20 protein-coding genes, 1 tRNA gene and 1 pseudogene are annotated in these 25,317 nt (G+C 39.6%); 10 read left to right on the top strand and 12 right to left on the bottom strand.

The features are described from left to right. Nucleotides 1–67: 67 nt before the first annotated feature. Entirely contained in the window at nucleotides 68–1,708 is a 1,641-nt protein-coding gene (locus BM135_RS05060; RefSeq protein WP_092518473.1) for an ABC transporter substrate-binding protein, read from the bottom strand. A 581-nt stretch (nucleotides 1,709–2,289) separates the two neighbouring features. After that, nucleotides 2,290–2,496, bottom strand: a pseudogene (locus BM135_RS05055) (MarC family protein); the annotation flags it as partial. A gap of 330 nt (nucleotides 2,497–2,826) precedes the next feature. On the opposite strand from BM135_RS05055, the gene adhE reads away from it, so the two are divergent. Further along, entirely contained in the window at nucleotides 2,827–5,469 is a 2,643-nt protein-coding gene (gene adhE / locus BM135_RS05050; RefSeq protein WP_092518471.1) for a bifunctional acetaldehyde-CoA/alcohol dehydrogenase, read from the top strand. A 162-nt stretch (nucleotides 5,470–5,631) separates the two neighbouring features. On the opposite strand, the gene BM135_RS05045 is transcribed toward adhE, so the two are convergent. Beyond that, the gene (locus tag BM135_RS05045) at nucleotides 5,632–6,228 is read right to left on the bottom strand and encodes a thymidine kinase (RefSeq protein ID WP_092518470.1); all 597 of its coding nucleotides are present in this window, start codon (nucleotides 6,226–6,228) and stop codon (nucleotides 5,632–5,634) included. Nucleotides 6,229–6,870: 642 nt separating this feature from the next. Here BM135_RS05045 and hns point away from each other — a divergent pair. Then, nucleotides 6,871–7,272, top strand: coding sequence for a histone-like nucleoid-structuring protein H-NS (gene hns / locus BM135_RS05040; protein ID WP_092518469.1), 402 nt, complete (start codon nucleotides 6,871–6,873; stop codon nucleotides 7,270–7,272). A gap of 239 nt (nucleotides 7,273–7,511) precedes the next feature. Here hns and BM135_RS05035 read toward each other — a convergent pair whose 3' ends face one another. The 4 genes from BM135_RS05035 to BM135_RS16890 form a co-directional block, all read right to left on the bottom strand. Continuing rightward, a complete protein-coding gene (locus BM135_RS05035) occupies nucleotides 7,512–8,519 on the bottom strand; it encodes an NAD-dependent epimerase (RefSeq protein WP_092518468.1) in 1,008 nt (335 codons plus the stop codon). Nucleotides 8,520–8,527: 8 nt separating this feature from the next. Then, a complete protein-coding gene (locus BM135_RS05030; protein ID WP_092518467.1) occupies nucleotides 8,528–9,871 on the bottom strand; it encodes a UDP-glucose dehydrogenase family protein in 1,344 nt (447 codons plus the stop codon). A gap of 24 nt (nucleotides 9,872–9,895) precedes the next feature. Then, nucleotides 9,896–10,813 (bottom strand): UTP--glucose-1-phosphate uridylyltransferase GalU, encoded by a 918-nt coding sequence (gene galU, locus BM135_RS05025; protein WP_092518466.1) that lies wholly within the window; start codon nucleotides 10,811–10,813, stop codon nucleotides 9,896–9,898. Between the two features lie 246 nt (nucleotides 10,814–11,059). After that, nucleotides 11,060–11,200 carry a hypothetical protein gene (locus tag BM135_RS16890; protein WP_175485963.1) on the bottom strand — a complete coding sequence of 47 codons (141 nt, stop codon included), beginning with the start codon at nucleotides 11,198–11,200 and terminating at the stop codon, nucleotides 11,060–11,062. A 129-nt stretch (nucleotides 11,201–11,329) separates the two neighbouring features. On the opposite strand from BM135_RS16890, the gene BM135_RS05020 reads away from it, so the two are divergent. From BM135_RS05020 to BM135_RS05010, 3 genes are all read left to right on the top strand, one after another. Continuing rightward, nucleotides 11,330–11,791, top strand: a complete 462-nt coding sequence (locus BM135_RS05020) for a YchJ family protein (RefSeq protein ID WP_175485961.1) — start codon at nucleotides 11,330–11,332, stop codon at nucleotides 11,789–11,791. Between the two features lie 67 nt (nucleotides 11,792–11,858). After that, on the top strand, nucleotides 11,859–12,707 hold the full coding sequence (gene purU, locus BM135_RS05015; RefSeq protein ID WP_092518464.1) for a formyltetrahydrofolate deformylase: 849 nt from the start codon (nucleotides 11,859–11,861) through the stop codon (nucleotides 12,705–12,707). Nucleotides 12,708–12,930: 223 nt separating this feature from the next. Beyond that, a tRNA-Tyr gene (locus tag BM135_RS05010) sits at nucleotides 12,931–13,015 on the top strand. Nucleotides 13,016–13,321: 306 nt separating this feature from the next. Here the strand turns inward: BM135_RS05010 and BM135_RS05005 are convergent. Then, a complete protein-coding gene (locus tag BM135_RS05005; protein ID WP_092518462.1) occupies nucleotides 13,322–14,185 on the bottom strand; it encodes a helix-turn-helix domain-containing protein in 864 nt (287 codons plus the stop codon). 651 nt (nucleotides 14,186–14,836) lie between these two features. Between BM135_RS05005 and xthA the strand changes: the two genes are divergently transcribed. After that, nucleotides 14,837–15,643 (top strand): exodeoxyribonuclease III, encoded by an 807-nt coding sequence (xthA, locus tag BM135_RS05000; RefSeq protein ID WP_092518460.1) that lies wholly within the window; start codon nucleotides 14,837–14,839, stop codon nucleotides 15,641–15,643. A gap of 70 nt (nucleotides 15,644–15,713) precedes the next feature. Here xthA and BM135_RS04995 read toward each other — a convergent pair whose 3' ends face one another. From BM135_RS04995 to BM135_RS04985, 3 genes are read right to left on the bottom strand one after another with little or no spacing between them, the layout of a single operon-like run. Then, a complete protein-coding gene (locus BM135_RS04995; protein ID WP_092518458.1) occupies nucleotides 15,714–17,645 on the bottom strand; it encodes a DNA topoisomerase III in 1,932 nt (643 codons plus the stop codon). Between the two features lie 4 nt (nucleotides 17,646–17,649). Beyond that, nucleotides 17,650–18,693 carry a selenide, water dikinase SelD gene (gene selD, locus BM135_RS04990; RefSeq protein ID WP_092518456.1) on the bottom strand — a complete coding sequence of 348 codons (1,044 nt, stop codon included), beginning with the start codon at nucleotides 18,691–18,693 and terminating at the stop codon, nucleotides 17,650–17,652. 12 nt (nucleotides 18,694–18,705) lie between these two features. After that, the gene (locus tag BM135_RS04985; RefSeq protein ID WP_092518454.1) at nucleotides 18,706–19,257 is read right to left on the bottom strand and encodes an NAD(P)H nitroreductase; all 552 of its coding nucleotides are present in this window, start codon (nucleotides 19,255–19,257) and stop codon (nucleotides 18,706–18,708) included. A 167-nt stretch (nucleotides 19,258–19,424) separates the two neighbouring features. On the opposite strand from BM135_RS04985, the gene sppA reads away from it, so the two are divergent. The 4 genes from sppA to BM135_RS04965 all read left to right on the top strand — a co-directional run bounded on the left by sppA (nucleotide 19,425) and on the right by BM135_RS04965 (nucleotide 24,437). Then, entirely contained in the window at nucleotides 19,425–21,302 is a 1,878-nt protein-coding gene (sppA, locus tag BM135_RS04980; RefSeq protein ID WP_092518452.1) for a signal peptide peptidase SppA, read from the top strand. Between the two features lie 110 nt (nucleotides 21,303–21,412). Further along, nucleotides 21,413–22,432, top strand: coding sequence for an asparaginase (gene ansA, locus BM135_RS04975; RefSeq protein ID WP_092518450.1), 1,020 nt, complete (start codon nucleotides 21,413–21,415; stop codon nucleotides 22,430–22,432). Nucleotides 22,433–22,460: 28 nt separating this feature from the next. After that, nucleotides 22,461–23,096 (top strand): bifunctional nicotinamidase/pyrazinamidase, encoded by a 636-nt coding sequence (pncA, locus tag BM135_RS04970; RefSeq protein WP_092518594.1) that lies wholly within the window; start codon nucleotides 22,461–22,463, stop codon nucleotides 23,094–23,096. 579 nt (nucleotides 23,097–23,675) lie between these two features. After that, the gene (locus tag BM135_RS04965; protein WP_092518448.1) at nucleotides 23,676–24,437 is read left to right on the top strand and encodes a phage tail protein; all 762 of its coding nucleotides are present in this window, start codon (nucleotides 23,676–23,678) and stop codon (nucleotides 24,435–24,437) included. A 59-nt stretch (nucleotides 24,438–24,496) separates the two neighbouring features. Here the strand turns inward: BM135_RS04965 and BM135_RS16885 are convergent. Then, the coding region (locus BM135_RS16885; protein WP_217644288.1) for a pyocin knob domain-containing protein at nucleotides 24,497–25,317 on the bottom strand (821 nt) is incomplete at its 5' end.

Raw genomic sequence — 25,317 nt, 5'->3', positions numbered from 1 at the left:
GATGGTTATTATCCGCGTGCAAAAATAACTATTTTGTTTACAGCAAGACAATACCCTGTGATATTGGTTAATTATTCACCATTTTAATATATAAATTCTTTAAATCGATATAATCCAGCGGATCTTTTCCTGTCATTCCCCCAACCGTGGGGCGAATGAGGCGCACACTGACACGGTAATAAACCGGTATTAATCCTGAATCTTTATCAAGCTGAGCTTCAGCCAACTGATAAAGTTCCTTACGTGTAGAGTTGTCTTTAGCAATAAGAGCCTGATTAAGATAATCATCAAAATCGGTACTTTGATAAAAAGTGGTATTGTTGCTGCTACTTGACAACAATATATTCAAGAAAGAAGAGGGTTCGTTATAATCGCCACACCATGTCGCCCTCGCGACATCATAATTTCCTTGATGACGGTTCTGGAGAGAGGTTTTCCACTCCTGATTTTGCAAAGTGACCTTCGCACCAATATTTTTTTGCCACATAGAAGCCGCAGCGATAGCTTGTTGTTTATTTTGTTCTGATGTGTTGTACAACAAAGCAAATTTAAGAGGATTACTGGCATTAAAACCAGCTTCTTTCAACAATTCCCTTGCCCGCTGATTGCGCTGTTCCTGTGTCCAACTTACCCATTCCGGCTTGAGGGTCAAGCCACCACCAATATAAGTTGGGGTAAAACCATACGCGGGGATTTGCCCCTGCCCCATGATTCTTTCCGTTATAATATCCCGATCAAGACTCAGTTTTATGGCTTCACGTACCCGCTTATCTTTAAACAACGGATTCTGATTATTGATTTCGTAGTAGAACGTACACAGGTAAGGTGAAGTTTTTAATTGATCAGGAATATCCCGTTTCATTTTTTGATACAGATCAGGAGGAATGGCATTGTTAGTAATATCCACTTCCCCACTACGATAACGGTTAACATCACTCACTCCTGAGACAATAGGCAGAAAAATACCTTTTTCAATGACGGTTTCTTTATTGTTCCAGTACTGAGAATTACGCGTTAGAATAATTCGTTCATTGACCACCCAATCTTTCAATATATAAGCTCCATTACCAATATAATTTTCTGGCAATGTCCACTTATTACCCCATTTTTCAACAACATCCTGTCTGACGGGTTTTACTGCTGTATGGCTCAACATATCGACCAGATAAGGAACCGCCTGACTAAGTGTGATTTGGAAACGACGATCATCCAGTGCCTTAACGCCCAACTGTTCTGGTGACTTTATGCCTTTCAGAATATCGTCAACATTCTGAACATAGGCATATTGTAAATAACTGGCATAGGGTGACCCTGTGCTTGGATCGGCGAGACGACGCCAACTGTAGACAAAATCCTGCGCAGTAACAGGCTTGCCATCATTCCATTTGGCATCGTCACGTAAATAGAATGTCCATACTTTATAACCTTCATTTTCCCATCTTTCTGCTACGCCAGGCACAGTTTCACCATTTGACTCAGTGGTTACCAACCCTTCCAACAAATTGCGGATAATGGCAGTTTCTGGATTACCTTCAACTTTATGCGGATCCAATGAAGTAACTTCAACCCCATTGTTAACGGTGACTTCTTGTTTTTCGGCTAGTGTCACTCCTGCAGGAATAGTCGCAGCAATGCCCTGTACAGCAGGAAAAGATAATAAAACGATACTCGAAATCAACCAACCCAACTTTGATGTTTTTTTTCTCATTTTTCGTTTTCGCTCCAAATTATAAACAGCAAATAAATCGTTTTTAATCTACTAACTCTAATAAGTTACTTATCACGTTAACAAATGGTAATTAACCCCACTAAAAAACTATGACCACATAATAATTGTTATATAATTTTTATAATAAATTTATTAAAACATTAAGGCAATTCATTAACCTTGTATACAATTCATTCACATAATTAATGTAACCTATTGATAACAGTAGATTTATTCTATTACCTCAAGGCGATATTTATGAAATTCTATCGAAATAGAAAATAAACATTATTTTAACAAAATGCAATCACTGCAGAGTAAAAGTCCACCTTCATCACAAAACAATGAAACAAGCCACCAAGCAGGTAAGGTTATAAAAAACAAAATAGTGTGAAAAATCACAGTATTATTTTGAGGAAAGTACAAACTAAAAAGGAATAAAATATAAACAATGACTTCGAAGAAATTACGCAGAAATGATGTTATTGACCCATCACACTTTAATTGGTTATTTATTAGTTAATCTTTGTTTAATATACTTTCAGTTTAAGTATAAAATTTTGCCTTATTACATTAATAGATTAAATAAATACATAAGTTATCTTTGTTATATCACAGTAATCCAGAAACAAAGTTTTTACTCCAGTGACAATAAACTCAACACCCAGCGACATTAACAATAACTCCATAATTCGAGTAATCACATTAATGCCGGTTTGTCCCAAAAATTTTACCAACAAAGATGCTGAGCGGAGTAACAACCAGCAGCAAAAAGCAAAAGTTAATAAATTGTATCTCTTGGGTTAAATAAAAATTTAAAACCACCTAAATATCAACCCAATTCATTATTCCAAATACAATAGCTGAATTGAGTCAGCTTGATGTTTTCGTGATCTAAATCACAATATAAAAGTCTGTAAATGGTAAGCTGGATTCAATCTAAAATATCAAGGAAAAAAACTATTCACATATCAATTATTTTATTAAGCAATTTTTTAAGGTAATTAGCGGTATTCACGATTAAATCCAAACGATTAATCTCATAATATTATTTGATAACTTAATCATCTTACAGCTAATTACCTTAAAAAATTTAACGTTTATCAGGAGTAATTTTTATGGCTGTAACTCAGATCTCAGAACTCAATGAATTAGTTGCTCGCGTAAAAAAAGCCCAACATGAATTTGCTAATTTTTCTCAGGGGCAAGTTGACCGAATTTTCCGAGCGGCAGCTCTTGCTGCTGCTGATGCCCGTATTCCATTAGCTAAATTAGCTGTATCCGAATCTGGTATGGGAATTGTGGAAGATAAAGTGATCAAAAACCACTTTGCTTCTGAATATATCTATAATGCTTATAAAGATGATAAAACTTGCGGTATCTTATCTGAAGATAATACTTTCGGTACCATTACTATTGCTGAACCTATTGGCTTAATTTGCGGTATTGTTCCAACAACAAACCCAACATCTACCGCAATTTTTAAAGCGCTTATCAGCCTGAAAACCCGTAATGGTATTATTTTTTCTCCTCATCCACGCGCCAAAAAAGCAACCAACAGAGCGGCTTCAATCGTCTTAAACGCAGCAATTGAAGCAGGCGCACCAAAGGATATCATCGGTTGGATAGATGAACCTTCCGTTGAGCTTTCAAATGCCTTAATGCACCACCCTGATATTAATCTTATTCTGGCAACAGGTGGCCCAGGCATGGTAAAAGCAGCCTATAGCTCAGGTAAACCCGCGATTGGTGTTGGTGCAGGTAATACCCCTGTCGTGATTGATGAATCAGCAGATATCAAACGCGCTGTCGCATCCATCCTGATGTCTAAGACGTTTGATAATGGTGTGATTTGTGCTTCAGAACAATCAGTCATCGTCGTTGATTCTGTGTATGCACAAGTCCGTGAACGGTTTTCAACTCACGGTGGATATCTTCTTCAGGGCAAAGAGCTAAAAGCCGTTCAAGACGTTATTTTGAAAAATGGTAACTTAAATGCAGCAATTGTTGGTCAGCCAGCAACAAAAATTGCTGAAATGGCTGGTATCGATGTACCTGAAAATACTAAAATTCTTATCGGTGAAGTTACTCTGATAGATGAAGCAGAACCCTTTGCCCATGAAAAATTATCACCATTGCTTGCCATGTACCGAGGAAAAAACTTTGAAGATGCTGTCGAAAAAGCCGAGAAATTGGTTGAAATGGGAGGTATTGGACACACTTCATGCCTCTATACCGAACAAGATAATCAGGCGGAACGCATTAAATACTTTGGCAATAAAATGAAGACCGCGCGTATTTTGATCAACACGCCTGCATCTCAAGGCGGTATCGGCGATTTGTATAATTTTAAGCTGTCCCCTTCTCTGACACTGGGTTGTGGTTCTTGGGGTGGTAATTCTATTTCTGAAAATGTTGGACCAAAACACCTGATCAATACGAAAACCGTCGCCAAAAGAGCCGAGAATATGTTGTGGCACAAACTTCCAAAATCAATCTATTTCCGACGCGGTTCTTTGCCCATCGCATTGGAAGAAGTCGCGACCGATGGCACCAAACGCGCCTTTATTGTAACCGATCGTTTCTTGTTCAATAACGGCTATGCCGATCAGGTTATTAATGTCTTGAAATCTTATGGCGTTGAAACCGAAGTATTTTTTGAAGTCGAAGCAGATCCAACACTGAGCATCGTCCGCAAAGGCGCTGAACAAATGCATCTGTTTAAACCTGATGTCATTATTGCCCTTGGCGGTGGTTCCCCCATGGATGCTGCCAAAATTATGTGGGTGATGTATGAGCATCCCGAAACACATTTTGAAGAACTGGCTTTGCGATTTATGGATATCCGCAAACGTATCTATAAGTTCCCGAAAATGGGTGTGAAAGCTAAAATGATTGCCATTACCACCACTTCAGGTACAGGTTCAGAAGTAACCCCTTTTGCGGTTGTAACCGATGATATAACCGGACAGAAATACCCTTTGGCAGACTACGCACTGACCCCCGATATGGCGATCGTCGACGCAAACCTAGTCATGAATATGCCAAAATCTCTATGTGCTTTTGGTGGTCTGGATGCAGTGACCCACGCACTGGAAGCCTATGTTTCTGTTTTAGCCAATGAATATTCTGATGGTCAGGCATTGCAAGCATTAAAGCTACTGAAAGATTTTCTGCCTGCCAGTTATCACGAAGGTGCCAAAAACCCCGTTGCCCGTGAACGTGTCCATAATGCAGCCACTATAGCCGGTATTGCCTTTGCTAATGCATTCTTGGGAGTATGTCACTCCATGGCTCATAAACTGGGTTCTGAGTTTCATATCCCACATGGTTTAGCTAATGCGCTGTTAATTTGTAACGTGATTCGCTACAACGCTAACGATAACCCGACAAAACAAACTGCATTCAGCCAATATGACCGCCCACAAGCGCGACGTCGCTATGCGGAAATTGCAGACCATTTGGGGTTAACCACATCAAGTGATCGTACAGCTGTCAAAGTTGAAAAACTATTAGCTTGGCTAGAAGAAATGAAATCTCAACTAAACATCCCAGCGTCAATTCGTGAGACAGGTGTGCAAGAGGCTGACTTCCTGGCCAAAATAGACAAACTCGCAGAAGATTCATTTGATGATCAATGCACTGGTGCTAACCCACGTTATCCATTAATTTCTGAACTGAAACAACTACTGTTAGATTCTTTTTATGGTTGTGAATTCACAGAACAGGGCAAATCTCAGGAGGCAGCAAAAGCGAATTGAAAGAATAATAAGAAATAATAAGAAATGATAGGCTGATTGATAAAACTTAAAAGGCGTTGGAACAATCCAACGCCTTTTATTATTTTATTTTCTAACCAATTATTTCTTAGCCTATTTCTTAGCGTAATAGTTTTATACTACTCGATTACAACTGGTGACGTATTAGACCTTTTTTGCCTTAGCTTCACGAATAACATCAGTATAGTGCCTACGACACACAGATACGTATTTTTCATTACCGCCGATATCTACCTGAGCACCATCATAAACAACGCTACCATCGCTGCTAAAACGAAGCACACGGCTAGCTTTTCTCCCACAATGACAAATTGTTTTTAGCTCCACCAATTTATCTGACCACGCGAGAAGATATTCACTTCCACTGAATAACTCACCTTGAAAATCGGTCCTTAAACCATAACAAAGAGCAGGGATATCGTCATAATCTACAATTTCACAAAGTTGTTCGACATGTTCTTTCGTCAAGAATTGGCATTCATCAATCAAAACGCAATGAACTTTTTCTGCCTCATTTTCACTTCTGATAAGCTCAGCAATATTTGTTTTTGGTGAAAACAACAAAGCTTCAGCGGATAAGCCAATACGGGAGCTGACATTTCCTTTTCCGAATCGAGTATCGATTTCCGCTGTAAAGATCAGCGTTCTCATTCCTCTTTCGTTATAGTTATAGGAAGATTGCAATAAGGAAGTTGATTTCCCTGCGTTCATGGCAGAATAATAAAAATAAAGCTGAGCCATTGGCCCGTCCATCCTCTTGTCAAATTTAATCAGGTGATATATCAGCGTTAGTTTATCACAAACTCTGAAAGAGATTATCCTTGTTATTGTCAAATATGGACTGGCAAAAACAAATTAGAATGAATAAGAAAAGATTATTTTCATGATAATTATCACATTTGCGTATATAAAATCAACACCATAAGTATTTGCTGAGTGTCAAATGAACAAAGTCAACAACAAAAATAAATCGTTATTTCACCCCCACCATTTGAATATTAATAATCATGGTGGTTTACTTTTGTTCAATTCACACACCATAATCATAATCAATAGATTATCCATAAAAAACTTTCATCTCATCCTTGCTCTTCAGCTTATTCATAGCAAAATAATTAACGTTCCTTACAAATTGACTATAAATTAGTTTTATACCTCATGATTTACCCTTACTAAACTTTACAGTAATCCTTCTTCATACTTATTGAAAAATGGTAAGCTCAATAGCAGAATTAAAACACAATATATCGATTATCAAAAAAATTGCATTTTAAAATGACATGTTTTAGTCTGAGAAAGTAAATTCACTATTGCAGAAAATAAAATAGCATTCTATTATTATCCCTACATCAGCCATCATCATTATAATTTGAGACCAGGACAATGAGCGAGAATTTAAAATCTTTAAATAACATCCGTACCTTGCGCGCGCAAGCTAGAGAATGTGAACTTAGTACTTTAGAAGAAATGCTGGAAAAACTTACAACTGTTGTTGAAGAACGTCGCGATGAAGATAGCCAGGCTCGTGCACAAATAGAAGAACGTACACGTAAGCTTCAAGAATACCGTGAAATGCTGGAGAAAGACGGTATTGAATTAAGCGATTTAGTGGATGCTTTAAGTGGTAAATCTACTGGTAAATCTAAACGTGCTGCACGTCCGGCTAAATATTCATACGTTGATGAAGGTGAAATTAAAACCTGGACTGGCCAAGGCCGTACACCAGCTGTAATCAAAAAAGCGATTGATGAAGAAGGCAAAAAACTGGAAGATTTCTTGATCTAATCAATTGTTTTGTGAAATTAATTACAAAAATACCCTATCAAGGGTATTTTTGTTTTATTATAAATATAACTAACTAGGTTAATTACGGGCTGATGTAGGAATACAAAGAGTTATATTAATGACTAAATCGCTTTAATATTCTCTATGTGATAAAAAAAATTTAACACTAACTTAGTTTTTTTTTAACATAATCTTATAAAAAAGGAGCTATTCGCTCCTTTATTCTATTTTTACTGTACCTACTTCTGATAAAAGCCCAAATACCAATCTACAAACCGTTTCACCCCTTCCCTTACCGGGGTGTTAGGCGAAAAGCCAATCTTATTGAAAAGTGCGCTTGAATCTGCACACGTTGATAATACTTCGCCATCTTGAATTTCCATAAAGTTTTTCTTTGCCTCAATCCCTAATGAGGTCTCAATAGCGTCAATAAAATCACCCAGTTTTGTCGGCTGACCATTACCGATATTGTAAACTCGATATGGCGCAGAGCTGGCAGATATCTGCCCATCTTCAACTAACCAATCTTTATTTGAAGTAGGAATGATATCCTGCAATCTGATTATAGATTCAACAATATCATCAATATATGTGAAATCTCTCACCATATTGCCATGATTATAAACATCAATCGACTTACCTTCTAACATAGCTTTAGTGAATTTAAATAAAGCCATATCAGGGCGCCCCCAAGGGCCATATACGGTAAAAAATCTCAATCCTGTTGTGGGCAGTTGATAAAGGTGTGAATAGCTGTGAGACATTAACTCATCAGACTTTTTCGTTGCTGCATATAAAGAAACAGGATGATCAACAGAATCACCTGTAGAAAAAGGTTGCTTTTTATTTAAGCCATATACTGAACTGGAAGAGGCATATAATAGATGTTCTACACAATGATGGCGGCAACCTTCAAGAATATTGATATGACCGATGATATTGGCATCTATATATGCCATTGGGTTTTCTATTGAATAACGTACACCTGGCTGAGCGCCTAAATGGATCACCCGCTGAAATTGATGTTTAGCAAACAATTCAGGTATTGCAACTCTGTCAGCCAGATCTAATTTTTCAAATTTAAAATTTGAATGAGGGAGTAATAAATTTAATCTCGCCTGTTTCAAATTAACGTCATAATAATCATTGAAGTTATCAATACCGACAACCTCATGCCCCATATTCAATAACCGCCGACTAACATGAAAACCAATAAACCCAGCAGAACCTGTAACTAAAAATTTCATATATTAACTCAAATAACTGGTTTGATTGAGGCGCCGCGACCAATGCCATAGTATATAAAACCACGTGATTGCAGGCGTTCTGGATCATAAAGATTGCGTCCATCAAAAATCACAGGAGTTTTTAATGAATCCTTAATCACATCAAAATCAGGTGCTCTGAAGTTTTGCCATTCTGTACAGATAATCAAAGCATCAGCACCTTTTAGTGCCGCTTCTTTTGTTCCCATTAAAGAGAGATTATCACGCTGCCCATAAATACGCTGGGCCTCTTGCATAGCTTCAGGATCATACGCCTGAACTTTAGCACCACATTCCCATAACATTTCCATCAATACACAGCTTGATGCCTCACGCATATCATCTGTATTAGGCTTAAATGACAGTCCCCAAACAGCAAATGTTTTGCCCGATAAATCATTACCAAAATGGCATTTTACAAAAGTAGGTAATTTGCTTTTCTGTTTCTCGTTAACCTGTTCCACTGCCTGAAGAATTTTTGGCGTATATCCAATTTGTTCAGAAGTCCGGATCAATGCCTGAACATCTTTAGGGAAACATGAACCGCCATATCCACATCCAGGGTAAATAAAGTGATATCCGATTCGTGAATCGGAACCAATTCCCTGACGTATATTTTCAATGTCCGCCCCCAGCATTTCTGCCAAGTTAGCAATTTCATTCATGAAACTGATTTTTGTCGCCAACATGCAGTTGGCAGCATATTTAGTCAGCTCAGCACTGCGGATATCCATGACAATCATACGATCATGATTACGATTAAACGGCTCATACAATTCACGCATTACATCAACCACATCGTCATTATCACAGCCAATAATAATGCGTTCAGGGCGCATACAATCAGCAACAGCGGCTCCTTCCTTCAAAAACTCAGGATTGGAAACAACATCAAACGGAAGCTCTATATTGCGCCCTGCCAATGTTGCTTGCATCACCGCTCTGACTTTATCAGCCGTACCTACTGGCACAGTTGACTTATCGACAATGACTTTATGATCATCCATATTTTCCGCAATAGTTCTGGCTACGGCAGTGACATACTTGAGATCAGCAGAGCCATCTTCATCAGGGGGTGTTCCTACTGCAATAAACTGTAATTTACCATGAGCAATACCGGCTTTGGCATTCGTTGTAAAATTCAGCCGTCCTTCAGCATGATTTTTCTTTACTAAAGGCGTCAAACCCGGTTCAAAAATAGGAATTTGACCATTTTTCAGGTTTTCGACTTTTTTTGCATCAACATCAACACAAAGTACGTCATGTCCAACTTCAGCAAATACGGTTGCTTGCACTAAGCCTACGTAGCCAATACCAAATACAGTAACTTTCATATCACACCTTAAAGTACTAATAGATTATTTTTCAATCTGATTTTGCAAGGCCATGATCCAATCCGTGAATGATTTGCCCAATTCATTATGTTTCATGCCATATTCAACAAATGCCTGCATATAACCCAATTTATTGCCACAATCATGGCTACGACCCTGTAAGTGATAAGCCTCAACAGGCTCTTTTTCCATCAGCATGGCAATAGCATCTGTCAATTGTATTTCATCCCCTGCTCCTGGTGCAGTTTTCGCCAATAATGGCCAGATTTTTTCGGATAATACATAACGACCAACAATGGAGAGATTCGATGGCGCTTCTTCTGGTTTTGGTTTTTCAACAACACGGGCAATAGGTTTACTATCACCAGGCTGTAAATTCTCACCCAAGCAATCAACAATGCCATAATCCGAAACACTTTCTACAGGAACAGGTTCAACGAGGAGCTGACTTGCGCCACTACTGTTAAAGCGCGACAACATTTCGCTCAAATTATATTTTGATAGGTCAGTGCTGTACTCATCCAGAATGACATCGGGCAGAATAACAGCAAACGGCTCATCGCCAATAAGTGGTTTAGCACATAGCACGGCATGTCCCAATCCTTTTGCAATTCCTTGACGGATTTGCATGATTGTCACATGATTTGGACAGATAGACTGTACTTCGTCCAATAATTGGCGCTTAACTCTTTTCTCAAGAATGGCTTCCAACTCAAAACTGGTATCAAAATGGTTTTCTATCGAGTTTTTAGATGAATGTGTGACCAGAATGATCTCATTAATGCCAGCCTTGATACATTCATTGACGACATATTGAATAAGCGGTTTATCTACCAAAGGAAGCATTTCTTTCGGAATCGCTTTGGTGGCGGGCAACATCCGGGTCCCCAAGCCAGCAACAGGTATAACAGCTTTTTTTACTTTTTTATTTATTACTGACATTACATCGTCTCCTACTGCTATGTTTTCACTGAAAAACTCCTTTACAGCTTAAATAATAGCATTAACTCTCAGAAAAAATCGTATGTGTGAGGAAAATAGCACTCGCAAAAATAATGCGCACGAGTATACCAGTTAATTAGACCAGATATACAGTGTGCTAGCTTCTGATCATATTTCAATGATTAGATATCAGGCATTACTATAAAATAAGGCTTAAAAGTTATAAATTTATTGAAGGAATTATCTTCAATATGTTAAAGGAAATTTTGCTATCCCCAATAAATTCAAATAGCCAGTTAGTAAAGAGCAAAAAGCCGGCTCATCTTCTACAGTTAATATTCTCTTTCCTCTCAATTCTTTTTCATAACGGCAGCCTTTACCAAACATTGCAGCTCTTGCCCATATTCGAGTATTATCGTTCGATGATAACCCAATAAATCTGTACTATTTATACTCTTCATATCTTTGCAAGATCACTGGTACTAACAGCAACCACTTTAAATAACTGGAGTTATTTTGACAAAAATGTGTCCCTGCGGCAGTGGCTCATCTTTCGCCCTTTGCTGTAGCCCCTATCTTGAAAATCATCACCCTGCCCCAAATGCTGAATCCTTAATGCGTTCCAGATATAGTGCTTACGTCACACAAAATGCAGGCTATCTCATCGCTACCTGGCACCCAGATTGCCAGGCTGAAAACTGGCGTACAGAAATAGAACAAAGTTTTGCTGGGGTACAATGGCTGGGATTAAATATTCTCGAAACTAATCAAGGGAAACATAATAACGAAGCCTATATCGAATTTTCAGCTTGCTTTATTGAACAAGGAAAGCAAGATAGGCAATTGATTCATGAGCGCTCACGTTTTTTGCGCATTGACCAATGTTGGTTTTATATAGATGGCATTCGTCCTCAGGTAGGCCGAAACAGCCTTTGCCCATGTGGTTCAGGCAAAAAATACAAGAAGTGCTGTGGTTAAAACAGTATCTAAATATTAAACATAACAATTCACACACAGTGAAGAATATTTTAGGATTTTGTAATCCATGCAAAACACAAACATACAAAGAAAAATCTTGCGTACAATTTGTCCTGATTCCAAAGGATTAATCGCAAAAATCACAAATATTTGTTATAAGCATCAATTAAACATCGTTCAAAATAATGAATTTGTTGATCATCGTACTGGACGATTTTTTATGCGTACTGAACTGGAAGGTATTTTTAATGATGAAACCCTTCTGGCCGATTTGGATGACGCCCTGCCAGCGGGTTCAAACCGTGAATTAAATAAAGCAGGTCGACGCCGTATCGTTATTATGGTGACAAAAGAAGCACATTGCATTGGCGATATCTTAGTAAAAAGCGCTTATGGCGGACTGGATGTCGAAATTGCCGCTGTCATCGGCAATCATACTACCTTGCAACAGCTGGTTGAACAGTTTGATATTCCATTCCATTACATCAGTCATGAGGGATTAACCCGCGAACAACATGATGAATCATTGATGACTCAGATTGATCAATATAAACCCGACTATATTGTGCTTGCTAAATATATGCGAGTCTTAACACCAGCATTTGTTCAGCATTACCCGAATCAAATAATCAATATTCATCACTCATTCTTGCCTGCATTCATCGGTGCACGTCCCTATCATCAAGCTTATGAGCGTGGCGTGAAAATTATTGGCGCAACGGCTCATTATGTAAATGACAATTTGGATGAAGGACCAATCATCACTCAAGATGTAATAAATGTGGATCATACCTATACAGCTGAAGAGATGATGCGTGCAGGACTAGATGTTGAGAAGAATGTGTTGAGCCAAGCATTGTACTGGATATTTTCTCAGCGTGTTTTTGTATATGGTAACCGTACCGTTATTCTTTGATAAAAGATAAAATAATAAAGTATTGCACCTATACCTGATAGGAGAAAATATAATCTGTAATAGAGGGTTTCCTATTGATAGCATCACCAAATAGGTTACAATCCAATCATTGAGATCAAAAAACAACCTTTCGGTACTTTATTTTCAATTATCTACTTTACAGCGGCGGCCTATTTGATATCATGCCGTCCGCTGATAACGACAGCATACAATTCAAAAATCTGGTGGGGTTCCCGAGCGGCCAAAGGGAGCAGACTGTAAATCTGCCGTCACAGACTTCGAAGGTTCGAATCCTTCCCCCACCACCATCAACGATTCACATTCCATTACATCCAAATCAAAAATAAATCCTACTAATGCTTTATAAACAGTAAGTTACAACGCAACAACAGTTACAACATAACAATTTATAGAATGTATCGATTTGGAAAGTGCTAACACGTTCAATATATGTTAAAAAAACCTGTTCACAATAGACATATTTGAAATAAAACAGGTCAACAAAGCACTTTAGATTAACGATCAAATCAATGTCTTCAAAATTAATGCATTTGTTGGGCAGGTATCAATAGCGGAGCAGGGAATCTGATAGTTCGCTCCGCTTATGCAATCGGTTATTCCATATCGCTGACAGAGTCGATGAAACGATTTAACACGCTTGAATGAGATTTTGATTTGTAGACATAACACTGATTAAGTGCATCAGGCCGTGATATTGGAATGAAGCCTAGGCTTTCTCCCTCTTCCAACGCACCGGAATGGGAATCTGTAATAAAAATATAATTAGTTGACTGAATAAAATTGAGACAACATTCTATATTATCCATCTGACGAATATTAACTTTTTCTCCATTTTTTACCATTTCCTCTTCCAAATTCTTTATCAAATTGCCTTTATAGAGTACTGGGTCACATAACCATGTTCTCTTTTTCAACAATTGAATAAAGTCCCCATTTACTTCATCTAATAACTCTTTACGGCAGCAGATCCCCAAATTTGGTCCATCAATTTTCCGTACAAGACTGAATCGATCACTCAGTATTTTTTCTGAACTTAAAATTATTGTATTGCCCTCATAGTCAACTATTTCATCAATGTTATCATAACTGAAGCGTAATATATTAACTTGAGCATTATTTCTGTCCGCTGCTTTATAAAGCGAAATCAGATGCTTTTTCTTACCCCAATCATGGTATATATTTACAACATTACAAATACTCCCGCTGATGTGTTTCTTTGTAATTTCTTTCTCTTTCAAATAGAGCTCTTTTAGGTCATTATATAATTCCACTCCGTCTTTGGTCAGAATCATCCCAAACTTCTCCCTTTTAAATAAGCGCTTTCCTAACGTCGCTTCAAAGTCTTTAATTGATTTAGCGACTGGGGGAGTCGTACGGTTCATTACTCTTGCCGCCTTGCTTAAAGAACCCATTTCCACCACCGCCATGAATGCTTCTAATTTACGAGAAAAAAACATAATTCATTGTTCCTATGTAACTTGTGGCTAAAATAATTTCCTTGAAATGGCCTTCTCATCAGGTAACCGCTAAATCAAACTTGATATTATGAAGGTATAATTTTGTACAATAAAAACAGATATTTTTCAAATGGCATTTATATAAAATGCCAGTCCCTGATGCAATAATGCGGTTTAGATGAACTATATTATTCACCTATATCATGATGAATATTCCACCGTGATTATAAGCCATTAATAAATATAACCATGGCCTACAAGTTCAAATTTCTATCAGAGATTGATTAACTCTTCTACTTTTTCATTAATTAATTTTTATAACGCATGCCATAAAATAAATTTCAAGGACAAAAACCTTTACGGAAAATTATAATATCAGATATTAAATATAACATCTTATAACTAGTAGATTATAATATATACATTAATTTAACACTTGTTAATTCTGTATTTTTTATTATTTAAAAAACGATTAGCCACTCTAAATTTTGGGTAACGAGAGTATTATACTCAATATAGTATTATATATAGGAGTAAAATAGCGAGTTATAAAGATAGTTTGATGAAATTTATTATTTAATAAATGGTTACATATTTATTTATATCTGTTAACATTAAAAATAAGCATATTCTATAGGTGATTATAACGATATGAAATTTATATCATTTAACATTAATGGACTAAGAGCACGCCCTCATCAACTCGCTGCTATTGTTGAACAGCACCAACCTGAGGTTATCGGATTACAAGAAATAAAAGTCCATGATGAAATGTTTCCTCTGGAAGAAGTCAGTAAATTAGGTTATCATGTCTTTTATCATGGTCAAAAATCACACTACGGTGTCGCCCTACTGACCCGTCAACAGCCAGTAGATATTCGTAAAGGTTTTCCTACTGATGACGATGATGCACAACGCCGCATTATTATGGCCGATATTGAGACGCCTCTTGGTCTATTAACGGTAATCAATGGCTATTTTCCTCAAGGGGAAAGCCGTGATCACCCGCTTAAATTTCCTGCAAAAGAAAAATTTTATCAGGATCTACAGTCCTATCTAAACACTCACCATTCTCCTAAATCGCATATTCTGATTATGGGAGACATGAATATCAGTCCAACTGATCTTGATATTGGCATCGGAGAAAATAACCAAAAACGCTGGTTGAAAACTGGAAAGTGCTCTTTCTTACCAGAAGAAAGAGAATGGTTGGAACGTCTGAAAAATTGGGGATTCATTGATACATTCCGAGTACTTCATCCTGAAGTCAATGACCAATTTTCTTGGTTCGATTATCGTTCAAAAGGATTTGATGATAATCGTGGGTTACGCATTGATTTACTGCTTGCCAGCCAGCCATTAGCAGAAAAATGCATCTCTTCTGGTATTGATTACGCTATTCGAAGCATGGAAAAACCCTCCGATCATGCCCCTGTTTGGACAGAATTTAAAATATAAGCAACGATCATGAAACACAGCACCATTCATTATGGTGCTGTGTCGTCATTTCGGATTATACCTGATTGCCCTAATCTTTCTTTGTCCTACTTTTACTGGATTTTGCCTGCTTTCCTTTCCCTTTTTTGGTACTAGCAGAAACAGGGGGCAGATCCCTAAAAGCTTTCAAATTACGATACTGTTTTGCCTGCCAGATTAATTGCTGCAATGTTTCCTGAAGCGGCAACATAAAATCCTGATAACGAAATTGCTTTTCGCTGATTTGCGTCAACCGAGATTCCCAATGTGCAGTCATATCTGGTAATACCGCCATATCCGGCAATACATGGATCAAAGCCTTACCAGCCGGAGTAGCGTGAATATAGCGCCCTTTTTTGTACAGAAATTCTCGTTTGAAGAGCAGTTCGATTATCCCTGCTCTAGTCGCTTCTGTACCTAATCCATCGGTTGCACGAAGCACCTTTTTCAAGGCCTTGTCCTGTACAAATCGAGCTATGCCAGTCATTGCAGACAATAATGTTGCATCAGTGAAAGGCCTTGGTGGTTGTGTCTCCCTTTCCACCACATCCCCCTTCTCACACAACAATTCATCGCCTTTAGTAACAACGGGTAACGGAGTACCTTCATTCTCCTCATCCCGTTCTTTGTTGCCAAGCAAAGTTCTCCAACCCGTTTCTGCCAGAAAACGCGCTTTAGCGATAAATTTTCCGCCTGCAATATCAAGTTCAATCGTACATTTTCGGAATACTGCATCAAGAAAAAACTGCATCAGGTACTGTCGGGCAATCAAACCATAAATATGCCCTTCATTTTCTGTTAAATTGACTTGGCTACTACGCGCAGTGGGAACAATTGCATGGTGGGCATCAACCTTCTTATCATCCCAACAACGATTCTTTTTCTCTACATCCAATGCGTCCTGTGGGAGCAAATGTGTAGCATGGACCGAAATGGCATTCAAGACCGCATGACGCCCCACAAAATGTTCTTCCGGCAGATAACGGCTATCAGAACGTGGATAGGTGATCAACTTATGGGTTTCATAAAGCCGCTGACAAATATCAAATACGTCCTGAGCACTCAAGCCAAAACGTTTGGCCGCTTCAATCTGCAAAGATGAAAGGGAAAACGGCAACGGTGCAGTTTCTGATTCACGCTTGTCCTGATAAGCGGAAACATAAGCGGGTTGCCCTGTAATACGTGCTACGACATGCTCAGCCAATGGCCGATGAATAATTCTCCCTTCTTCGTCCTGAAAATCAATGCAAGATTCACTTGGTTGCCATAAAGCTGTAAATCGCTCTTCATTTGGTGTCACAACATGAGCTTTGACTTCAAAGAAGTCTTTCGGCACAAAATGTTCTATCTCTTCATCACGACGCACAACCAACCCTAAAATTGGTGTTTGGACACGTCCAACCGATAATACACCCTGATAACCCGCATTTTTGCCCAATAATGTATAAGCACGGGTCATATTAATGCCATAAAGCCAGTCTGCCCTGGCTCTGGCGAGTGCAGAAACACATAAGGGGATAAATTCCCGATTGCTCCTCAGCCGCTCAACGGCTTTTGTGACTGCCTGAGGATTCAGGTCATTAATCAGACACCGTTGGACATTCTGTTTTTTCTCAGTGTCCAGATCTAAAAAATCCAGTACTTCATCCACCAGCAATTGCCCTTCACGATCGGGGTCACCTGCATGGACTATTTCATTCGCCCTTTCCAACAGGGATTTAATAGTGTTGAGCTGTTTAGCCACGGCTGCCCGTGGCTTCAACTGCCATTTTTCAGGAATGATCGGTAAATCAGCCAATACCCAACGAGCATAACGGCTATCGTAGGCATCTGGTTCAGCCTGCTCCAATAAGTGACCAACACACCAAGTCACAAACTGGTTATTACCGCATTCAATGAACCCATCCCCACGTCGATGTGGCTTTGGTAAAATGTCTGCTATAGCTCTCGCGAGGCTGGGTTTTTCTGCAATAAAAAGACGCATGGAATTATTCAAGAACTTCAATTAATGCACTGTCTGAGCACGGCTCAGTCAGTTCACCAATAGCAATAAAATCAATATCGTGGCTTCGTGCAATGACTTCTGCCTCTTCCACGGCATCCGGCAAAATCGCCAGCAATAAACCACCCGAAGTTTGTGGGTCACACAAGAGATAACGTTGAAGCGTTGTCATCTTTCCAATTAAGTGACCATAACTGTCAAAGTTGCGTCCTGTGCCACCAGGTACGCAACCTTTTTCGATATAAACATCAACATTTGGCAATCTCGGAATTTGTGAAAATTTGACCTTCGCTTGAACTCCCGAACCTTCACAAACTTCGCTCAAATGCCCTAACAGGCCAAAGCCTGTTACATCCGTCATAGCTGTAACACCGTCAATTCCTGCAAAATCTGTCCCTGCGTTATTCAGCCGACACATAATTTCTTTCGCAATACCTTGATGTTCAGGCTGTAGCAAGCCTTTCTTTTCAGCCGTAGTCAATACACCAACGCCCAAAGGTTTAGTCAGGAACAGGAAACTTCCCGCTTTTGCCTGATTATTACGCTTCACACGCTCAATATTGATGATACCAGTCACTGCCAAGCCGAATATCGGCTCAGGTGCATCAATCGAATGCCCTCCCGCCAGGGAAATACCCGCATCCTTGCAAACAGCCCTGCCGCCCTCAATGACATTTTGAGCAACTTCCGGAGCCAGCTTATTAATTGGCCACCCCAAAATCGCAATTGCCATTATTGGCTTTCCACCCATCGAGTAAATATCGCTGATAGCATTAGTGGCGGCAATACGACCAAAGTCAAAAGGATCATCAACAATAGGCATAAAAAAATCGGTAGTACTAATGATGCCTGTACCATTACCAATATCATACACAGCGGCATCATCACGGGTTTCATTGCCTACTAGAAGATTGGGATCGAAAAATTTTGCCTGTTTACTGTGCAAAATAGTTTCCAGCACTTTGGGCGAAATTTTGCAACCGCATCCGGCACCATGGCTATATTGAGTCAGACGGATTTTAGTTGACATTAGCCTCTCCAGTTAGAAGTAACTGACAAAGTTGGTCAAATCTGGTGTTGCGACTTTTGCAGGCGCCTTGAGTTCTGGGGTTCCTAAGTAAAGAAATCCAACAATTTTGTCATTCTCCCCACATCCCAAACCTGCTCTAACAGTTGGATCTTCTGTCCACGAGCCCGAACGCCATATACCACCAAAACCTTGAGCAACTGCGGCCATCTGCATGGCATGCACAGCACACCCCGCAGCAACGACTTGCTCCCATGCAGGAACTTTCACATGCTCAACAACCTTGGCGATAACTGTAATAATCATTGGTGCTCGGAAAGGGGCATTTTTCGCTTTTTCTTCAACTTCTTTTCCTAATTCACCCTCAATTGCTGCTTTTTCGAGGAGTTTACTGAATTTATTAATACCTTCTCCCTGCATCACAACAAAATGCCAAGGACGTAAAGCGCCATGATCAGGCGCCCTCATCCCTGCTGCTAAAATATGCTGCAATTCATTTCCCTCTGGGGCGGGGATTGTTAAACGTGAAACTGAACGACGATTTAACAAAAGTTCCAAAGCACTCATTATTTTCTCCTGAATAAGATAATCTGTCACAAACTAACATTCTCTGTTTATTCACGAATGAATGAAAGTACATAAACTGTTTTTTCAACCAATAACACTATTTTCAGCTGACATTTCTAGACGAGCTGTTTAGGATAACCCTATTTGATACCATAATTGGAGACGATATGCGTACTTTATGGCACTTCATAGCTGCATTACTGAAATGGAGTTGGAAACTTCTAAATTTTACTCGCCAACTTATTTTCAATCTTATTTTTATCCTACTGACTGCTATTGTCGTTTTTGGGTACATTACTTATCAAAAATCATCCAAGATTGAAAATAACTATCAAGGTGCATTGTATGTCAACTTGTCTGGAGTTGTTCGTGATCGCGTAACTGTTCCCGATCCATTTGAACAATACGGGAAAAGTCTTTTTGATCTATCCAATCGCAATTATAAAGAAACTTCCTTATTTGACGTTGTTGACAGCATTCGTCGAGCAAAAGACGATAAAAAAATTACAGGAATGGTATTAAAGCTGAGTGACTTTATCGGCGCAGATCCAACTTCCATGAGATATATTGGCAAGGCCATAAATGAATTTAAAGCAACAAACAAGCCTGTTTATGCGATTGGTGATAGTTACAGCCAATCACAATATTATTTAGCCAGCTATGCTAATAAAATACATTTATCTCCATTAGGTGTCGTTGATATCCACGGTTACTCCACCAACCATTTATATTACAAATCATTGTTGGATACGTTGAAAGTATCCACCCATATTTTCCGAGTGGGAACGTATAAATCAGCTGTTGAACCCATGATGCGTGACAATATGTCAAAAGAAGCTCGTGAAGCTGACAGCCTCTGGCTCAACGAACTTTGGGGCAGTTATTTAAACACTGTTGCAGTTAACAGGCATATCCCTGCCGAACAAGTCTTCCCCGGGGCAACAAAATTTATTGAGAAACTCCGTAAAGCTGGCGGAGATAATTCACTGTATGCATATCAAAACAAGCTGGTAGATTATATTAAGCCACGCAGTGTCGTTGAAAAGAAAATGCAGGATGTATTCGGTTTAGATAAAGAAAAAAAACATTTCAATTACATCAGTATTTATGACTACATTGCTCTAGAACCAGTACAAGACAATGATAATGAAGCCAACATTGCTGTCATTATTGCCGACGGTGCTATTACAGAAGGCAAGCACTCCTCAGGTATCGTTGGAAGCGATTCTATTGTTGAGCAACTGCGTGAAGCACATCATAACTCCAACATAAAAGCGATCGTATTACGAATAAATAGCCCAGGTGGCAGTGTCGGTGCATCTGAAATTATTCGTAATGAGTTGGTAGCTATCCGGGAAGATAAGACAGGAAATGCGAAACCCATCGTTGTTTCAATGGGTGGAGTAGCTGCTTCCGGCGGTTACTGGATCTCCACTCCCGCTAACTACATTATTGCTGATCCCAACACATTAACCGGCTCGATTGGTATTTTTGGTGTTTTTCAGACCATTGAGAAGAGCCTCAATTATATTGGCGTGAATGCTGATGGTGTTTCAACAACCCCGTTTGCTGATATTTCTACAAACAAAGGTATCAATCAGGCGTTCTCAGATGTAATGCAGCTATCTATTGAGAATGGTTACAATAAGTTTATCGGACTAGTTGCAAATGCCCGCGACAAATCACCGGAAGAAATCAATAATGTCGCCCAAGGACGTGTTTGGAGTGGCCTTGATGCCAAAAAACACGGATTAGTCGATCAACTGGGTGATTTTGATGATGCCGTTAAAAAAGCTACTGAATTGGCAGGCATCACAAAAGCATCACTGAACTGGATACAACCTGAATTATCATTTTCTGAAAAAATTATGCAAGGGCTAACCTCATCAGAACAAGCTCTATTGCCAAATACCTTGCAGTCAATGTTGCCAGCGCCATTCGCCGAAACTGCCCGAGATATGAAAAAACAAGCTGCGTTTTATAGCAATATGAATGATCCACAGAATATCTACACGTACTGTCTGAATTGTGTCGATATCCGTTAACAACGTCTGACAGAGTTTCTAGCAAATTTAAAGCCTGATTTCACCGTCAGGCTTTTTTTATTTCTGATACTCCCTATAATCCAGCTAATTATTTTTATTGAGATGTTATCATGCAGAAGAAGTCTATCTATGTTGTTTACACTGGCGGCACTATTGGTATGCAACATTCTCCCAATGGATATATTCCCGTTTCCGGTCATTTACAACAACAACTCTCAAAAATGCCCGAATTTCACCGTCCTGAAATGCCAACATTCACTATTCGTGAACATTACCCCCTGATCGATTCTTCTGATATGAGTCCTGATGACTGGGGTATTATCGCAAATGATATCTATCAGAATTATCATGATTATGATGGCTTTGTGATTCTGCATGGTACGGATACTATGGCTTTCACGGCATCAGCACTTTCTTTCATGTTTGAAAACCTCAATAAGCCGATTATTGTGACAGGGTCACAAATTCCTCTAGAAGCACTTCGTTCCGATGGGCAAACCAATCTCCTCAATGCACTGTATCTCGCAGCGAATTACCCTATTAACGAAGTCAGTCTGTTCTTCAACAATAAATTATTTCGTGGAAATAGAACGATTAAAGCCCATGCTGATGGCTTTGATGCCTTCTCATCACCAAACTGCTCACCACTAATGAAAGCCGGGATAAATATCCGCACCTTTAAAACAAATCCCATACCTGTCAGTCACGGTAAGTTTGTTGTGAATCCGATTACATCACAACCGATTGGCGTTGTGACTATCTATCCCGGATTATCCAGTCAGGTGGTAGAAAATATCCTGATGCAACCAGTCAAGGCATTGATTTTACGATCATACGGTGTTGGTAATGCACCTCAACATGCTGATTTACTAAAAACGTTACAGGAAGCCACTGAGCGAGGCATAATTGTGATCAATTTAACACAATGTATTTCTGGTCGAGTCAATATGGGAGGCTATGCTACTGGTCATTCTCTGGCGGCGTCAGGTGTTATCAGTGGCTATGACATGACTTTCGAAGCAACTTTAACGAAATTACACTATTTATTGAGTCAACCTTATACACCTGAAGAAATTCGCCACCTGATGCAACAAAATATGCGTGGAGAATTAAGTTATACCGATGAATAATAAATAAATAGGTAAATCGAGAAAGATGATGAAAACAGCATTAATACTTATCGATCTGCAAAATGATTTTTGTACTGGAGGTGCGCTGGCTGTCAAAGAGAGTGATGCGGTGATTAAAGTAGCAAATAACGTGATTACACTATGTCAGAAAAACAATATCACTGTCATCGCAAGTCAGGATTGGCATCCAGCAAATCACATGAGCTTTGCAGAAAACGCCGGACAGAAGGCAGGGGAATTAGGAGAACTTAATGGCATTCCCCAAGTATGGTGGCCGAACCATTGTGTACAAGGACAGTTTGGTGCAGAGTTCCATCCTTCATTAAACCAATCCGCCATTCAAGAAGTTTTCCGAAAAGGTGAAAATGCTCAAATAGATAGCTACAGTGCGTTTTTTGATAATGACCATAAAAGAGAAACCCACCTGCACGATTGGCTAACCAAACAGAATATTCAACGCCTGTTTGTGCTGGGTATCGCCACTGATTACTGCGTAAAATTTACTGTGCTTGATGCTTTAGCACTAGGCTATGAAATCTGTGTCATTACTGATGGTTGCCGTGGTGTCAATATTCAGGCAAATGACAGCCAGCAAGCATTTGAGGAAATGGCAGCGAAAGGGGCTAAATTAATCTCACAAAGCGAAATCATAGCCATTTTGTGACACGATCAAATTTATGAGACAAGCAAAGCTAAAACATAACCTCGTCCTATTTCTGCAAGGACGAGGCTGTCAATTCATCCTATTTCAATCTTCCGATTGGGGTTTCAATTTTGCAACTATTTGGACTGAAATATATTTAGTTTCAAATTAAATATTTAAAAACAATTAGTTAAATAAAGAATAAGCATCTATAAAATCATGAATATACACATTCATGTACAAACAGAAAACGCACGCTATACGGCATATAGCTATGGATCTTACGCACGTTAGACAGGGAAAGTGGGGAATTATAGGGTGGTGATGAGAACGAGCTACTATCACTATAGGACAGCAATCCACCCTTAACCTATGGGATACCTGCACAATGCAGGAGTTAAAGGTGCCCCCCCCTTTATCTCATAGTCTTATCAGTGGGATATGGATTTTATTAATTTCCAAACAGTCACTTCGTGTCATCCTAATCAGAAGTCCTATCCAGTATTGATGAATCCATTTTATTGATGTTCACAGGCGGAGAAGTAACCCGCCTTCATGTTATTTAGCAATGTGTATTGTTGATTAAATAAGGGAATAAATATGAGCATTCAAGATAAAAAGCCTGATGTACCAGTCCCAGAAGATGGTGATCTTGTTGTCGTTTCAACCCCTAAAGATGGTTATTTTGTTGTCGTTCCAACCCCTAAATATGTCAAAAAAGCTATTGAAGAACACTCCCTAAGCCGCAATCATCCATATGCAACTCAGGTAGAGCCGGGATTGGTCACACTAAGTAATGAGACAGGCAGTGACAGTGAAATAACCGTTGCAACCTCTAAAGCTGTTAAGAAAGCCTACGAGTTAGCCAATACCGCCAATCAAAACGTCACTAATGCACATATGGATGGTTCTAGTTTACCTGTTGGCGTTCCCGTTCCTTGGCCAACAGAAACACCACCAAAAGGTTGGTTGATGTGTAACGGTGACTCATTTGATATAGCAAGATATCCGAAACTTGCTCTTGCTTACCCATCTGGGAAATTGCCTGACTTACGCGGCGAGTTTATTCGTGGTTGGGATGGCGGGAGCGGCAATGATGCTGGGCGCGCATTATTATCATCCCAGACTGATGCTATTCAGAATATTGTAGGAACATTTGGAAGAACACAACTGTTTCATGGTGCAGTAGCCTCTGGCCCATTCCAAGCATCAAATTGGTTACATTCAACAGGGCTTAAGCTATCTTCTAATACAGGTTATGGCGCAGCAACTTGGACATTTGATGCATCCCGCGCGGTGCGTACAGCAAATGAAACTCGGCCTCGCAACATAGCATTCAATTACATAGTAAAAGCAGCCTAATGAATTATAAGCCCTCACCCCGAGGGCTTTCCCCATCACGTCCCCAATCCACTCTCCCCCTACCCCAAATTCCACACCGAATCTTCGGGCATTTGGACACGGACAGATATAGACCGACCGGCAGGGATATCAATCGGAGCGCCATCCACATAGCCCTCTTTCACATTTCGGGCAAATTCTGGTGCGTTTGGGTGCTCTCGGTGGTAGGTCATTAATTTGATGGCACCATCCGGCAGCACTTTGTAATCCACCCAAATTAACGGCAATTTATTTTTGCAGATTGGGATTTCAACCCCGCCATCAACACCACCCCATGCCGCATCGGCATTAAATCCCAGCACGTTTTTAATGAGATAGATGCCCTCGGATAGACGTTCAACAGTCGCGCCTTCGGATTCGTCATTGGTGGTAAATTTGCCGTCAGTGTGAATTTCAATGATGGGGGAGGCTGTTTTTAGATATCCATCAACGACAGTGGTATTGCCCTCTGACCAAACACCCCACCAATCACTCCAGGCGCCCGCTTCTCTATATCTGTAGTAGAATTGCCGACCAAGGTGTGCCTGCTGATAAATATGATCGCCATTTCTGCTGAGAACCAGACACGGTCTATATACGGTACTGTGTTTACCATTCTTGGCTGACACACCCGGCCCCGCGTAAACGCCACTCACAATCGCATTATTGTAATCGTCATTGGGGATTGCTCTTCCACTAACAGAACCAATTCCATACTCCCCCACCCTCATTGCATTCCCCAGCCCGATATTCCGCACAAATTCCGTTTTATTGGGAATATCCGCCCCGTTCTTCGACCTCATGAGCGCAGATTGAAACAGTATATCGATATCCCGTGTCAGGGCATTAATCGATTTCAGTG

This window comes from Xenorhabdus japonica (assembly GCF_900115195.1).
Taxonomy (GTDB): Bacteria; Pseudomonadota; Gammaproteobacteria; order Enterobacterales; family Enterobacteriaceae; genus Xenorhabdus; species Xenorhabdus japonica.
Note: the sequence above shows the minus strand (reverse complement) of the source record. Positions and strands in the feature narration are given on the sequence as shown.